This is a genomic window from Deinococcus gobiensis I-0 (genome assembly GCF_000252445.1).
GTDB classification, from domain to species: domain Bacteria; phylum Deinococcota; class Deinococci; order Deinococcales; family Deinococcaceae; genus Deinococcus; species Deinococcus gobiensis.
Map to the genome: position 1 here is coordinate 217,207 of NC_017805.1, position 14,104 is coordinate 231,310.

At 73.7% G+C, this 14,104-nt stretch carries 9 protein-coding genes and 1 pseudogene; 4 read left to right on the forward strand and 6 right to left on the reverse strand.

Annotated features, from left to right (window positions below; all coding sequences use genetic code 11):
- Positions 1 to 100: 100 nt before the first annotated feature.
- From DGO_RS15965 to cydB, 4 genes are read left to right on the forward strand one after another with little or no spacing between them, the layout of a single operon-like run.
- Positions 101 to 1,804, forward strand: coding sequence for an ABC transporter ATP-binding protein/permease (locus DGO_RS15965; protein WP_014695590.1), 1,704 nt, complete (start codon positions 101 to 103; stop codon positions 1,802 to 1,804).
- Entirely contained in the window at positions 1,801 to 3,441 is a 1,641-nt protein-coding gene (locus DGO_RS15970) for an amino acid ABC transporter ATP-binding/permease protein (RefSeq protein ID WP_014695591.1), read from the forward strand. The genes DGO_RS15965 and DGO_RS15970 overlap by 4 nt, the downstream gene beginning before the upstream one ends.
- Entirely contained in the window at positions 3,438 to 4,865 is a 1,428-nt protein-coding gene (locus DGO_RS15975; protein ID WP_014695592.1) for a cytochrome ubiquinol oxidase subunit I, read from the forward strand. Before DGO_RS15970 ends, DGO_RS15975 begins: the two co-directional genes overlap by 4 nt.
- Complete coding sequence (gene cydB, locus DGO_RS15980) at positions 4,862 to 5,914, forward strand: cytochrome d ubiquinol oxidase subunit II (RefSeq protein ID WP_226991515.1); 1,053 nt, start codon at positions 4,862 to 4,864, stop codon at positions 5,912 to 5,914. Before DGO_RS15975 ends, cydB begins: the two co-directional genes overlap by 4 nt.
- 51 nt (positions 5,915 to 5,965) lie before the next feature.
- Here cydB and DGO_RS15985 read toward each other — a convergent pair whose 3' ends face one another.
- The 6 genes and pseudogenes from DGO_RS15985 to DGO_RS16010 form a co-directional block, all read right to left on the reverse strand.
- Positions 5,966 to 6,199, reverse strand: coding sequence for a hypothetical protein (locus tag DGO_RS15985; protein ID WP_014695594.1), 234 nt, complete (start codon positions 6,197 to 6,199; stop codon positions 5,966 to 5,968).
- A 25-nt stretch (positions 6,200 to 6,224) separates the two neighbouring features.
- Positions 6,225 to 9,146, reverse strand: coding sequence for an ATP-binding protein (locus DGO_RS15990; RefSeq protein WP_043804158.1), 2,922 nt, complete (start codon positions 9,144 to 9,146; stop codon positions 6,225 to 6,227).
- Positions 9,147 to 9,249: 103 nt separating this feature from the next.
- A pseudogene (locus DGO_RS15995) lies at positions 9,250 to 9,968 on the reverse strand (ABC transporter ATP-binding protein).
- A complete protein-coding gene (locus DGO_RS16000; protein ID WP_014695598.1) occupies positions 9,965 to 11,764 on the reverse strand; it encodes a branched-chain amino acid ABC transporter ATP-binding protein/permease in 1,800 nt (599 codons plus the stop codon). Before DGO_RS16000 ends, DGO_RS15995 begins: the two are co-directional and overlap by 4 nt.
- On the reverse strand, positions 11,761 to 12,810 hold the full coding sequence (locus tag DGO_RS16005; RefSeq protein ID WP_043804160.1) for a branched-chain amino acid ABC transporter permease: 1,050 nt from the start codon (positions 12,808 to 12,810) through the stop codon (positions 11,761 to 11,763). Before DGO_RS16005 ends, DGO_RS16000 begins: the two co-directional genes overlap by 4 nt.
- Before the next feature lie 150 nt (positions 12,811 to 12,960).
- On the reverse strand, positions 12,961 to 14,097 hold the full coding sequence (locus DGO_RS16010; RefSeq protein ID WP_014695600.1) for an ABC transporter substrate-binding protein: 1,137 nt from the start codon (positions 14,095 to 14,097) through the stop codon (positions 12,961 to 12,963).
- Between the last annotated feature and the right edge of the window lie 7 nt (positions 14,098 to 14,104).

Below are 14,104 nucleotides of genomic sequence, written 5' to 3' on the forward strand. Positions count from 1 at the left end.
CGCCTGGCCACCTGCCCCCCCGGCCCGCAGTACGTGACGTTTTTCGCAAGGCCACTTCCCGGCCGCTTGTGTTCAATGGTTTCCGATGCAGGAGCGCCGCATGAGTCTGCCTCTTTCCTCCACCCGAGAACCTGCCGTCTCCCGGCCCGCCCCTTTGCCCCCCACCCCCACCCGCCCGGAGCGCCGCGCCCTGGGCTGGCTTGCCCGCCCGGCCCCGGTGCGCCGGGCCTTGGCGCTGGGCGCGCTGCTGAGCGCCGCCGCCATCGCCTGCACGGGCGCGGCGTGGATCGTCGCGGCCCGGCTGATCGCCGCCGGGCTGCTGGAGCGTGCCCTGCCGGCCCCCGCGGACCTGCTGCTGGTCGGCGCGCTGCTGCTGGGCCGCATGGCCCTGAATGCCGGGCGTGAGTACCTGGGCGCCCGCCTCGCCGCGCGGATGGTGCGCCAGTGGCGCTCGGACCTCGCCGCGCACGCCCTGGCCCTGGGACCGGCGGCGGGCACGGACGAGGACGGAACCGGCACCGCCGGTCTGCTGGGCCTGGACCGCGAACTGACCCGCCTGACCCCCTACTACGCCCGCTACCTGCCCGGCGCGGCGCACTCGGCGCTGGCCTTCGCGGGGGTCGCGGGACTGACCCTCTGGCTCGACCCCCTCAGCGGCGGGCTGCTGCTCGTGGCCGGACCGCTGGCCGTGCTGCTGCTGGCGCTGGTGGGTCTGGCGACCGGCGCGGCGACCGAGCGGCAGTGGCTCGCGCAGACCCGGCTCTCGGCGCGGCTGCTGACCCTGGTGCGCGAGCTGCCCACGCTGCACGCCTTCGGGGGCACGGCCACCTACCGGGACGTGCTGGCCCGCAGCGCCGAGCAGCAGCGCGGCGCGACGCTGCGGGTGCTGCGCGTGGCCTTCCTGAGCGGCTTCGTCATGGATTTCGCCGCGACCCTCTCGACCGCCGTGATCGCGGTCTGGATCGGGGTGCGCCTATTCGGGGGCGCGGCCGAACTCGCGCCGACGCTCGCCGCGCTGATGCTCGTGCCGGAGTTCTTCGGGCCGCTGCGCGCGCTGGGCACCGACCGCCACGCCGCGCTGGACGCCGAGCCGCTGGCCGCCCGGCTGCGCGCCCTGCTGTCGCGGGAGGCGGCCCCGCAGGGCGCGGCGACGGTCGCTCCCGGCGTCCCCACCCTGACCCTGGCAGGCGCGCGGGCCGAGCTGGGCGCGCGGATGCCCGGCACCCTGAGCACCGTCCTGACCCCCGGCACCCACGCCGCGCTGCGCGGCCCGAGCGGCAGCGGCAAGACCACGCTGCTCCAGGCCCTGCGCAAGCACCGGCCCCACGGGGGTGGGGTCGCGGTGAACGGCGCGCCGCTGGACACGCTGGAGGCCGCCGCCTGGCAATCACGCGTGGCCCTGGTGCCGCAGCACCCCCGGCTGCTGGCCGCGAGCCTGCGCGACAACCTGCGTCTGAGCCGCCCCGGGGCCACCGACCCCGAGGTGTGGGCCGCGCTGGAAGCGACCGGCCTCGCCGGGCTGGCGCGCGGGCTGAGCAGCGGGCTCGATACCCCGCTGGGCGAGGGCGGCACCTGGCTCTCGGGCGGCGAGACGGCGCGGCTGGCCCTGGCCCGCGCGCTGCTCTCGGGAGCCGACGTGATTCTCCTCGACGAGGTGACGGCGCACCTCGATGCCACCAGCGAACAGGCCGTGTACGCGGCCGTCTCGCGCTCCTTCGCGGGCCGCACGGTGCTGCTCGCCACGCACCGGGACCCGCCCGCCGGCTGGCCGGTCCTGCACCTGAGTGGCGGGGGGCAGGCATGAAGGGCGCAGCTCTTCTCGCGGCGCTGGCGGCCCTGTGCGGGGTCTTTCTGGCAGCGACCTCCGGCGTCCTGATCTCGCGCGCGGCGCTGCGGCCCGAGGTCTTCCTGAGCCTGGGCGTGCTGGCGACCGCCGTGCGCGCGCTGGGCCTGGGGCGCGCGGGCCTGCGCTACGCCGAGCGTCTGCGCGGCCACGCGGCGGCGCTGCGCCTGGGCGAGGGGCTGCGGCTCGGGCTGTTCGACCGCTTCGCCGCCTCGGGCCGCACCCTGACCACCGAGCGCAGCGGCGACCTGCTCGCCCGCGCGGGCGAGGGGGTGGACGCCCGGCAGTTCCGGCCCCTGCGGGTCACGCTGCCGCTGGTGGCCTTCGCGGCGGCCGTACTCGTCTGGAGCGGCTGGCTCCTCACACTGGACGCGGGGCTGGCGGGGCTGGCGGCCGTGCCGCTGCTGCTCGCGGCGCTGGGGGTGCTGGCCCTGCGCGGCCCGGCGGCGCGCGCGGCCCGGCAAGACATGGCCCTGACCCAGGAGCACGGCACCCTGCTCCTCGACACGCTGGCGGCCGGGGGCGAGGGCGCGGCGCTGCGCCGGCCCCAGCTCGCGGCCCTGGCGGCGGCGCAGGAACGCGCGGCGCTGACCCTGGCGCGGCTGGGGCTGGCCGTGGCCCTGGGGCAGGGCGTCGCCTTCGCGCTGGCCCTGGTCGGCACCCTGTGGCGCGGCGCGGCGCTGGTGGGCGCGGGCGGGCTGAGCGGGCCGCTGCTCGCCGCCGCCGTGCTGGGCACCGCCGCCGCCTTCGACGCCCTTTCGGGGCTGGCCGCCGTGCCGGGGGCGCAGGCGCGGGCCGATCTGGCGACCGAACAGGACGCGCAGACCCTGGCCGCGCCGCCCGCCGCCCCCGCAGCTCCCCGGCCACTTCCGGCAGGGCCGCTGACTGTGGAGCTGCGCGGCGTCACCCTGCGCCGGGGCGGGCGGGCCGTGCTGGACGGCGCGGCCCTGACCCTGTACCCCGGCGAGCGGGTGGCGCTCACGGGCGAGAGCGGCGGCGGCAAGACCACACTGCTGCGCCTGATCGCCCGCGACCTCGACCCGGACGGGGGGGCAGTGCTGGCCTCGGGGACGGACCTGCGCGACCTCGACCCGGCGGCGTGGCGCGGCGCCCTGAGCCTGCACGAGCAGCACGCCCCGGTACTGGACGGCACCCTGCGCGAGAACCTGCGCCTGGGCGCCCCGGCGGCGACCGAGGCGCGGCTGCGCGCCCTGCTGGACGACCTGGGTCTGGCGCACCTGCCGCTGGACGGCTGGGTGGGCGAGGGCGGCACGCGCCTGAGCGGCGGCGAACGCGCCCGCGTCAGCCTCGCGCGCGCGCTGTTGCGGCCTTCTCACCTGCTGCTGCTCGACGAACCGACCGCGCACCTCGACCCCGACACCGAGGCGCAGGTGCTCGCCGTGCTGGAGCGCGAGGCCGCCGGGCGCACGCTGCTGCTCGTCACGCACCGGCCCGCGCCGCTGGCCCTGGCCGAGCGGGTGCTGGAGCTGCGCGGCGGGCAGCTCTGGCCGCTCCACCGCCTCACCCCGGCCCCGCCCCCACCTGCCCAGCTCGGCTTCCAGACAGAGCCTTCCGCTTCCCGACCGGAGTCCCCATGAACGAAATCTTCGGCTTCTCGGCGCTGGACCTGTCGCGCTTCCAGTTCGCCACGACCAGCATCTTCCATTACTTCTTCGTGCCCTTCACCGTGGGCTTCGCGTTCCTGATCGCGGTGCTCCAGACCCTGGCCTACCGCAGCGGCAGCGCGCGCATGGAAAACCTCACCCGCTTTTTCGGGCACCTGTTCTTCATCAACTTCGCGGTGGGGGTGGTCACGGGCATCGTGCAGGAATTCCAGTTCGGCATGAACTGGCAGGGCTTTTCCAACTTCGTGGGCAACATCTTCGGCGTGCCGCTGGCCCTCGAAGTCCTGATGGCCTTTTTCCTGGAAAGCACGTTCCTGGGCATCTGGTGGTTCGGCAAGGGGCGCATCCCGGCGTGGGCGTCGCTGGCCTGCATCTGGATCGTGTCCATCGGGACCATGATCAGCGCCTTCTGGATCATCATCGCCAACGCCTGGATGCAGCACCCGGTCGGCTTCGAGATCAAAGACGGCCGGGCCGTCATGACCGATTTCTCGGCCATCGTCTTCAATCCCAAGGGCCTGGAGTGGTCGGCGCACATCCTGACCGGCAGCCTGACCGTCGGGGCCTTCTTCGTGCTGGCGGTCAGCGCGTATCACCTGCGTAGACGGCACGAGGTCGAGTCCTTCCGCACGAGCTTCAAGGTGGCGCTGGTGGTCGCCCTGGTCGGTTCGCTGGGCGTCACCCTCTCGGGCCACGAGCAGGGCCAGAGCGCCGTACGCGACCAGCCCATGAAGTACGCCGCCTTCAGCGCCCTGTGGGACACGCCCACCGGCAACCAGATGCCCGAATCGCTGCTGGCGCTGCCCAGCAACGGCCTGCGCGAAAACCGCCTCGAAGTCTCGGTGCCCTACCTGGGCTCGTTCCTGGCCTTCAACAACTTCAACCAGAAGGCGCAGGGCCTCAACGAGCTTCAGCGTGAGTACGCCGCCAAGTACGGCCCCGGCGACTACATCCCCTGGGTGTGGCCGGTGTACTGGTCCTTCCGGGTGATGGTGGGGCTGGGCGGCGTCATGCTGCTCGTCAGCCTGTACTACGTCTGGCGCTGGCGCCGGGGCAAGCTCGACGACCCCGGCAGGCTCTATCCGCTGCTGCTGGCGATGCCGCTCGCGCCGCACCTTGCCAACTTCAGCGGCTTCATCGCCACCGAGATGGGCCGCCAGCCCTGGATCGTGCAGGGGCTGCTGCGCACGCAGGACGCCGTGAGCAACCTCTCGCCCCTGACCGTGCTGCTCTCGCTCGTGGCCTTCTGGATCGTGTACCTCACCCTCATCAGCCTGGACGTGTTCCTGCTGACCCGCACCGCCCGCGCCGGCATCCACGAGCCGGATGTCGAGACGCCCTCGGTGCCCTCGCCCGAGTACCTGCCAGAGGGCCAGCTGACGGGAGGGCGTTCGTGAATATCGACCTGCCTACGCTGTGGTTCGGGGTGGTCGCCCTGACCTTCACCATCTACTTCTTTCTCGAGGGCTTCGACTTCGGGGTCGGCCTGCTGCAACCCTTCCTGGCCCGCCGCGAGACGGAACGCCGCGCCATGATCGGTACGGTCGGGCCCTTCTGGGCGGCCAACGAGGTCTGGATCATCCTGGCGGCCGGGGTCATCTTCGCGGCATTTCCGGTGTGGTACGGCGCGCTCATGACGGCGCTCTACCCCCTGTTCGCCCTCATCCTGCTGGCCCTCATCGGGCGCGGGGTGGCCTTCGAGTACCGCGCCGAGATCGACCACCGGCGCTGGCGGCTGTTCTGGGACGTGACCTCGTTCATCTGTAACGCCCTGCCCGCCTTCCTATGGGGCGTCATCATGACCAACATGGTGCGCGGGCTGCCCATCGGGGTGGGGGGACGCTTTCAGGGCACGCCGCTGGACGCTTTCGACCTGTTCAGCCTGCTGGGCGGTCTGGCGACCCTGAGCCTGTTCGTGCTGCACGGCGCGACTTTCCTGCTGCTGCGGCTGGAGACGGGCAGCGAACTGTACGCCCGCGCCCGCGCCGCCGCGCTGAGCTTCGGGGCGGCGGCGACGGTCCTCGTGCTGCTGTTCGTCTACGTGGGCTTCGTGCGCGAGGAGCTGTTCAAATCCTTCGGGTATGCCGAGTGGATCTTTCCGGCACTCGCGGCCCTGAACCTCGGCCTGATCTGGCTGGCCCTGACCGTGAAACGTGACGCCCTGGCCTTCGTCGCCACCGGCCTGACCATCGTGGCCTCGACCGCCACCATCTTCCTGAGCCTGCTGCCCAACGTGCTGCCCTCGACGCTGGGCGAGACCTACACCCTGACGGTCCAGAACAGCGCCTCGGAGCCCTACACCCTGCGGCTGCTGACCTGGGTGGGCGTGATCTTCCTGCCGCTGATCATCGGGTATCAGGCCTGGAACTACTACGTCTTCCGGCAGCGCGTGACCGAGAGCGGCGCCAAGCCCTCGGGAAGCGTGCTGCCCGATACCGAGGCCTAGGCGGCGAGGCGGGCCGGCCCCCACCCGTGCGGAGGTAGGGGCCGGCCCTGTTCAGGGAGCGCGCACGACCGGCGTCACGAGGACGGGCGGCAGCGTGACGATGCGCCCGGCGTCGCAGTAGCAGGCGGGAATCACGATCTTCTGGGTGCCCGGCGCGGCGCAGGTGATGGAGGCCGTAGCGGTGCAGGGCGCGGTGTCGGCCCGCGCCGAGGGCAGCAGGATCAGGGGCAGCAGCGAGAGCAGGGTGGGCACGAGGAGCGTGGGCGGCTTGATCCGGGTCTTCATGGGGCGTTCCCTCCTGAACATGACCTTAGGGGCCGGGGCGTTGCGGAGGCGTTGCATCCCCCAGGCCCGCTGCGGCCCTGGCCTGCTCGCGCCGGGCGAGGCGCAGGCGGTCGAGCGCGGCGGCGAACAGGCTCTGGCCCGCCTCGTCCAGGCTGGCTTCGGCGAGTTCGAGGCCCTGGGTGGCGTAGTCCAGGGCGTCTTCTGTGCGGGCGGCCCCCTCGGCCAGCAGCAGCAGGTTGCTTAGGCTCAGTTTCCACAGCCGCAGGTTCTGGGCGCTGCGGGCCACCCCCAGGGCCGCGAGCAGCGCCGCCTGGGCCTCGGGCCTCCGGCCGGCCTGTTCGAGCAGTCCCGCGTGCGCGAGGTGCGAGACGATCAGGCCGCCGCTGTTGCCCAGGGCCCCGAAGGCCCGCAGCGCCTCGGCCACGTGGGTCAGGCCCAGCGGCAGGTCGTCCAGGGCCGCCGCCGCGCGCGCCAGGCTGCCGTGGACATTGGCCGCCAGCAGGCTGCCGGGAACCAGCTCCGGCTCGGCCAGCAGCGCCAGCAGCGCCGCCGCCGCTTCCTCGGGGCGGCCCAGGTCGGTGAGCATGGCGGCGCGGTCGTGCCTGAGCAGCGCCCGCTCCTCGCTCCACGGCCCGTCGGCCCAGGGCGCCCCCCGGTCGAGCGCGGCCTGCGGCTCGCCCCGCCGCCAGTGCAGGTGGCTGCGCTCGGTGACCAGCCGCAGCCACAGGTCCGGCCAGGGCTGGGGGCCGTCCAGCAGGGCCTCGGCCCGGTCCAGCTCCTGTTCCCAGGCCCCGAGCGCGTTGAGGGCCTGCCAGTGCCGGCCGCGCCACAGGTGCAGCTCGGCGCGCCCGCGCGGGTCCGGCTCGCAGCGCAGGGCGCTTTCCAGGGCGGCGATCGCCTCGCGGTGGCCCCACAGGGCGCGGGCGCGCTCGGCGGCGCGGCGGTGCAGCGGCCCGGCGCGGCCCGGCTCGCCCGCCTCCTCCCAGTGGCGGGCCAGGGCAGCGGCCGCCTCGCCCACCCCTGGCCCATCCCCGCCGAACTGCGCGTCCAGATGCTCGGCCAGGCGGCGGTGCAGGGCGCGCTGCCGGGCCGGCGGCGTCCGGCTCACCAGCGCGAGCCGCAGCAGATCGTGTTGCAGCGCGTAGCCGGGCGGACTGCTGCCCTCCGGCACTTCCGGCACGGACCGCAGCCAGCGGTGCTCCAGCGCGGTGGTCAGCGCGGCCCCGGCCAGATGGGGCGGCAGGCCGCTGCCCACCTGCGCTGCCGCCAGCGTAAAGGGCTGCGCCTGCACGGCCGCCGCCTCCAGCAGCGCGACCACCGGCGGCCCCGCCGCGTCGAGCGGCAGCAGCAGCACGTCTGCCAGCCCGGAAGGCAATGCGCGCTCGAGCTGTTCGGGGCTCGGGGCCGCGCCTCCCGGCGCACCCAGCAGCCCGCGCGCCTCCAGCCCGCGCAGGTAGGCCAGCAGCACGTAGGGATTGCCGCCGCTCAGGCGGTGCAGCGTGTCGGCCAGCGGCGCGGCTCCGGTGTCGGCGCCGGGCAGGCGGCGCGCCGGCCCCATGGCCTCCAGCAGGAGGCCCAGCAGCCGCAACACCTGCGGGCTGCTCAGGGGCGGCACGTCGAGGCGCACCAGCCGCCCGGCGCGTTCCAGGTCGCCCAGGGTCTGGGTCAGGGCGTCGCCCGCCCGCAGCTCGCCGGGGCGCGCCGTACACAGCAGCAGGGGCGGCTGCGGCCGTGTCCGCACGCGGTCCAGCACGCGCAGCAGGACCCGCACGCTGGACGGGTCGAGCCAGTGCAGGTCGTCGAGCAGCACCGTCGACGCGCCCTCCATCAGGGCGCCCAGGGCGCGCACCAGGGCCGCCGTCAGCGCCGCCTCGCTGCCCAGGCCGCCCACGCCCGCGTGCCCGAACCCCGGCTCACCGGAGTCGGGCACGCGGCCGGGCAACGCGGCGAGGTCCGGATCGAGGGCGGCCAGGGTCGCCAGGGTCGCCGGGTCCAGCTGTCCGAGATGCGGCGAGGCGTGGCGCAGGCCGCGCAGCAGGGCGTGCAGCGGTGCGTGCCGGTGCAGCTCGGAGCCGCGCAGGGTCAGGACCGTGCCCCGGCGACGCGCGAACGCCTGCGCCAGGGCCGTCTTGCCCGCCCCCGCCTCGCCCTGGAGCAGCAGCAGTTGCCCGGGCGGGGCGGTGTCGGCCCAGGTGTCCAGTTGTGCCAGCAGCGCCTCGCGGCCCACCAGCGGCGGGGCCTGCCAGGTCCAGGGCGAGGCGGGGAGGGGGCGCGGGGGCGGGGCGGGCGGGGCCAGCTCCACCCCAAGCTGCGGCGCGAAGCCGAATTCGGCCCGGAACCTCGCGGCGAAGGCCCGCTGCACCTGCGTCGCCTCGCCCAGCTGCCCGGCCGCCAGCAGCCGGCCCACCAGACCGTCGCAGGCCGCTTCCGACAGGGGCGCAGCGGTCAGGAAGGCGCGGGCCAGCTCCATCGCCTCGCGCGCGCGGCCACTGTGGTCGAGCTGCGAGAGCCGCCCCCCGAAGGCCGAGAGCCGCAGCGCCCCGAGCCGCTCGCGCTCGGCCAGAAGCCACTCCTCGAGGTCCGGCAGGCCGCTCAGGTCGGTGCCGCACAGCAGCTCGCCCCGCCAGGCGGCCAGCGCCGAGACCCAGTCTCCGCGCTCCACGTCGCGGCGAAACTGCGCGGCGTCGCATCCGGCCTTCAGCTCGAGCACCTCTCCCTCGGCCGCCAGATAGGGCGCGAGCGGCGTCGCCCTGAGGCGGTGGACCTCCAGGCGCAGCCGGGCGCGCGGGTCGGCCTCGTCGGGGAAAAACAGCGGGCACAGGTCTTGGCGGCGCTGCGGCCCGCACAGGGCGAGATAGGTCAGCAGGGCCAGGCGCCGGGGCCGCAGCGGCAGACGCTGCCCCGTGACCTGAACCGTAGGTGTTCCGAGAACCGACAGCACCAGCATGTCCTGGCCTCCGTGCGCGGCGCGGCGGGGAGGGGTGGGGACCGCCGGCCCGGCTGGAATTCAGCTTAACAAGAGCGGCGGGGGAGCGCGCGCGTCCGGGTCCCTAGCCCCCCAGGTAACTCGCCACCACCGCCGGATCGTCGGCCAGGCGTGAGGCCGGCCCCTCGGCGCTGACCTGCCCACCTTCGAGCACGTAGCCGTAGTCGCTGATCGCCAGGGCGGCGCGGGCGTTCTGCTCGACGATCAGGACCGTGACGCCCGAGGCGCGCAGCTCGGCCACGATGCGCAGGATCTCGCGCACGATCAGCGGGGCGAGGCCCAGCGACGGCTCGTCGAGGAGCAGCAGCCGGGGCCGGGCCATCAAGGCGCGGCCGATGGCCAGCATCTGCTGCTCGCCGCCCGAGAGGGTACCCGCGTGCTGGGTGCGGCGCTCGCGCAGGCGGGGAAAGCGGGCATACACGCCGTCCAGGTCGCCCGCGCCCCCGGCGGGTGTAGGCCCCCCAGGCGCAGGTTGTCCTCGACCGTCATCGCGCCGAACAGTTCTCGGCGCTCGGGCACCAGCGTCATCCCGGCGGCCACGCGGCTTTCCAGCGGCACGTGGCGCAGCGCCCGGCCGCCGTACTCGACGGTGCCCCTGGACGGCAGCGCCCCCATGACGGCGGCGAGCAGCGTGCTCTTGCCCGCCCCGTTGGCCCCGATCACCGAGACGATCTGACCCGCGCCGACGCTCAGGTTCACGCCGCGCACCGCCTCGACGCGGCCGTAACTGACGTGCAGGTCGTCCACCCGCAGCAACAGTTCACCTGTATTCTGACCCGTCACGCGCCCACCTCCGCACCCAGGTAGGCCTCGCGCACGGCGGCGTTGGCGCGCACCTCGCGCGGGCTGCCCTGGGCGAGTTCCTGGCCGCCGTTCATGACGACCAGGCGGTCCACCAGCCCCATCACGAGGTCCATGTCGTGCTCGACGATGAGGATGGTCACGCCCTCCTCGCGCAGTTTGCGCAGCAGCGCGGCGAGTTCGGCCTTCTCGCCGTAGCGCAGGCCCGCCGCCGGCTCGTCGAGGAGCAGGAAGGCGGGGTCGGCCACGAGCGCGCGGGCGATCTCCAGCAGGCGCTGCTGCCCCAGCGCGAGGTTGCCGGCGAGGTCGAAGGCCCGGTCGCGCAGCCCCACGCGTTCCAGTTGCGCCAGGGCGGCCTGTTGCAGCGCGGCCTCCTCGCGGCGCTCCAGGTGGAGCAGGCTGCCGAGCATGCCGGCGCGGGCGCGGGCGTAACCGCCCATCATCGCGTTTTCGAGCAGGCTGAGTTCGGAGAACTGCTTGACGTGCTGGAAGGTCCGGCTCAGGCCCAGGCGGTGGATGGTGCGTGCGGGCAGTCGCCCGGCCGCGCGCCCCAGGACCGTCACCGCGCCCGAGGTCGCCGGGCTGACCCCGGTCACGAGGTTGAACATGGTGCTCTTGCCCGCGCCGTTGGGGCCGATCAGGCCCACGATCTCGCCGGCGTTCACGGTGAAGCTCACGTCGTTCACCGCCCGCAGGCCGCCGAACTGCTTGACGGCGTGCTCGACCCGCAGCACCTCCATGCCCCGCGCGGGCAGGGGCCGGTGCGGGAAGGTCAGCGCCCGCGTCAGCAGCCGGGGCGGCCCGGCGGGCACGAGGCGTTCGAGCAGCGGCCACAGCCCCCGGCGTGCGAATTGCAGCGTCAGGATGATCAATATGCCCAGCGCCACGGTCTCGTAGTTGCCCGAGGTGCCCAGCAGCGCGGGCAGCAGGTCCTGCAATCCCTCGCGCAGCAGCGTGATGAGCACTGCCCCCGCCACGCCGCCCCACACGTACCCGGCCCCGCCCAGCACGGCCATGAACAGGTACTCGATCCCCACGTTCAGGCCGAAGGGCGTGGGGTTCACGAAGCGCTGCTGGTGCGCGTACAGCCACCCCGCCGCCGAGGCGAACACCGCCGAGAGCACGAAGACCTGCACCCGCAGCGCGAAGGTGCTCGCCCCGAAGGCCTCGGCGACCACCGTGCCGCTGCGCAGCGCCCGCATGGCCCGGCCCACGCGGCTGCTCAGCAGGAACTGCGCGGCCACGATGCCCAGCGCCAGAAAGACGAGCGCGAGGTAGGCGAAGCGGCGCGGGTCGTCGAGCGTGACCCCCAGCACCGAAACCGGCGGCAGGCCGCGCAGCCCGGTAAAGCCCCCCAGCGCGGGCGTGTTGCCGAACACGTAGTACAGGCTGATGCCCCAGGCGATGGTCGCCAGCGGCAGGTAATGCCCCTGCATCCGCAGCGTGACGAGGCCCAGGACCAGGGCGACCGCCGCCGTCACCGCCATACCGGCCGGCAGCGTCAGCCAGGGGTTCCAGCCGTGCGCGGTGGTGAGCACCGCCGTCGTGTAGGCCCCCACCCCCATGAAGGCCGCCTGCCCGAAACTGGTCAGGCCCGCGACCCCCGTCAGCAGGACCAGCCCGACCACCGTCAGTGCGGCGATGGCGATGTTGGTGAGCAGCGTGACCTGGAATTCGGGCAGCGCGAGCGGCAGCGCCAGCGCGGCGAGGCCCGCCAGCACGGCCAGCACGGTCCGGGCGGCGGGGCGGCGCGGCGCGGAGACGGCCGGGGCGCTCATTCCTCCTCCTCGTCGTGGTGGCGGGTGCTCAGGCTGCGCCACAGCAGCACCGGCAGGATCAGGGTGAACACGATGACTTCCTTCCACTGCGAGAGGCTGAAACTGGCGTAGCTCTCGATGAGGCCCACCAGCAGCGCGCCCACCGCCGCCGCCGGAAACGACACCAGCCCACCGATGATCGCCCCCACAAAGCCCTTGAGGCCGATGAGGAAGCCCGAGTCGTAGCCGATGGCGATGCTCGGCCCGATGAGCAGCCCGCTGAGGGTGCCGATGAGGGCCGCGAGCGTGAAGGCCAGCGCGCCCGCCGCCTCGGGCCGGATGCCGACCAGCCGCGCGCCCAGGCGGTTGACGGCCGTGGCCCGCAGCGCCTTGCCCGCCAGCGTGCGCCCGAAGAACAGCGCCAGCCCCAGCATGAGCAGGGCCGACACCCCGATCACGAGGAGGCTCTGGAGGCTGAGAGTCACGCCGCCGATCTGGGCGTTGCCCTGCGCGAAGGCGGGCGTGCGGCTGCCCTCCGCGCCGAAGAAGGCCAGCCCCAGCCCCGTCAGGGCGAGGTGCAGGGCCACCGAGGCGATGAGCAGCACGAGCACGGTCGCGTTGCGCAGCGGCTCGAACACCACGCGGTACAGCAGCGGCCCCTGCGGCACGACCAGCAGCAGCGTCAGCAGCACCTGCACCCACAACGGCGTGCCCGCCCCGGCCAGCGCGTGCGTCACGCCCCACAGCGCGCCGCCGCCCAGCGCGGCCCACAGCACGCTCAGGCCCGCCGCGCGGCCGTCCCCGGCCCGCAGGGCGCGCACCACGTTCAGGACGGTGGCGATCAGCAGGAGGGCCAGCACGAAGTTCAGCGTGCCCGGCACCTTGCCCTGTTGCAGCGCGGCGAGGGTCAGCGCACCGAACATCACGAACTCGCCCTGCGGCACGAAGATCACGCGGGTCACGGCGAAGACGAGCACCAGCGCCAGCGAGAGCAGCGCGTACACCGCGCCGTTCGTCAGGCCGTCGGCGGTCAGGATCGGGAAGATGGAGGGGTCGAAGATGTCCAAGGCTCACCTGAAAGGGGGTTATGGGGCGGGGAGGAGGAGGAGTGGAAAATGCGGAGGAAGAGGGAGCAACGTTCAGCCTTTCCGGCAGCAACGATCAGGCCGTGAGGCGTGAGGGTTCTCGCCGCCCACTCCCCACGACCCATTTCCCCCTTACTTCAGCAGCTTCCAGGTGCCGTTCACGACCTGCACCATCACGCGGCTGCGGGCGTCCAGGCCCAGGTGGTCGGAGGGACCGTAGTTGAAGATGCCGTGCGCGCCGATCACGTTGCGCGTGCCCTCGATGGCGTCGCGCAGCGCCGAGCGGAACTCGGGCGTGCCGGGCTTGGCCTTTTTCAGCGCCTGGGGAATGGCCTTCTGCATGACCAGCCCCGCGTCCCACAGGTGGGCGCCGAAGGTCGAGACGCTGCCCTGGCCGTACTTGCCCTCGTACAGGTTCACGTAGGCCAGCCCGACCTTGCGGTTGGGGTTGGTGGCGGGCAGCTGGTCGGCCACGAGCACCGGCCCGGCGGGCAGGATCGCGCCCTCGACGTCCTTGCCGCCCACCCGCAGGAAGTCCGCGTTGGCGACCCCGTGCGTCTGATAGATCTTGCCGGCGTAGCCCCGGTCCTTCAGGGCCTTCTGCGGCAGCACGGCCGGCACGCCCGACGCCCCGATGAGCACGGCGTCGGGGCGCGCGGCGACCACCTTGAGCACCTGCCCGGTCACGCTCGTGTCGGTGCGGGCATAGCGCTCGGTGGCGACCACCTTGAGGCCGCGCGCCGCCGCCGACTTCTGCAACTCGGCCAGCCAGCCCTCGCCGTAGGCGTCGTTGAAGCCGATGTACCCGACCGTCTTGACCCCGGTGCTCGCCATATGGGCCACGATGGCCGCCGCCATCAGCGCGTCGGTCTGCGGGGTCTTGAACACCCACGAGCGCCGCGCGTCCACCGGCTTGATGATGCTCTCGGAGGCCGCCAGCGAGATCATCGGGGTCTTGCTCTCGGCAGCCACGTCGATCATCGCCAGGGAGGCCGGGGTGGTCGTCGTGCCGATCAGGAGGTCCACCTTGTTCTCCTGCACCAGCTTGCGCGCGGCCGTCACGGCGGCGGTGGTGTCCGAGGCGTCGTCGAGGATGGTGTACACGATCTTCTGACCCGCGATGGTCTGGGGCAGCAGCGCGACCGTGTTGCGCTCGGGGATACCCAGGCTGGCGGCGGGGCCGGTGCCCGAGACGATGACCCCCACGCGCACGTCGGCGAGGGCGGTGGCGGAGCAGGCGAGAACAGCAGTCAGCAGCAGACGCTTCATAGGGCAG

Coding starts and splice junctions, on each gene's coding strand:
- DGO_RS15965 (WP_014695590.1), top strand. CDS start 101: ATGAGTCTGCCTCTTTCCTCCACCCGAGAACCTGCCGTCTCCCGGCCC.
- DGO_RS15970 (WP_014695591.1), top strand. CDS start 1,801: ATGAAGGGCGCAGCTCTTCTCGCGGCGCTGGCGGCCCTGTGCGGGGTC.
- DGO_RS15975 (WP_014695592.1), top strand. CDS start 3,438: ATGAACGAAATCTTCGGCTTCTCGGCGCTGGACCTGTCGCGCTTCCAG.
- DGO_RS15985 (WP_014695594.1), bottom strand. CDS start 6,199: ATGAAGACCCGGATCAAGCCGCCCACGCTCCTCGTGCCCACCCTGCTC.
- DGO_RS15990 (WP_043804158.1), bottom strand. CDS start 9,146: ATGCTGGTGCTGTCGGTTCTCGGAACACCTACGGTTCAGGTCACGGGG.
- DGO_RS16000 (WP_014695598.1), bottom strand. CDS start 11,764: ATGAGCGCCCCGGCCGTCTCCGCGCCGCGCCGCCCCGCCGCCCGGACC.
- DGO_RS16010 (WP_014695600.1), bottom strand. CDS start 14,097: ATGAAGCGTCTGCTGCTGACTGCTGTTCTCGCCTGCTCCGCCACCGCC.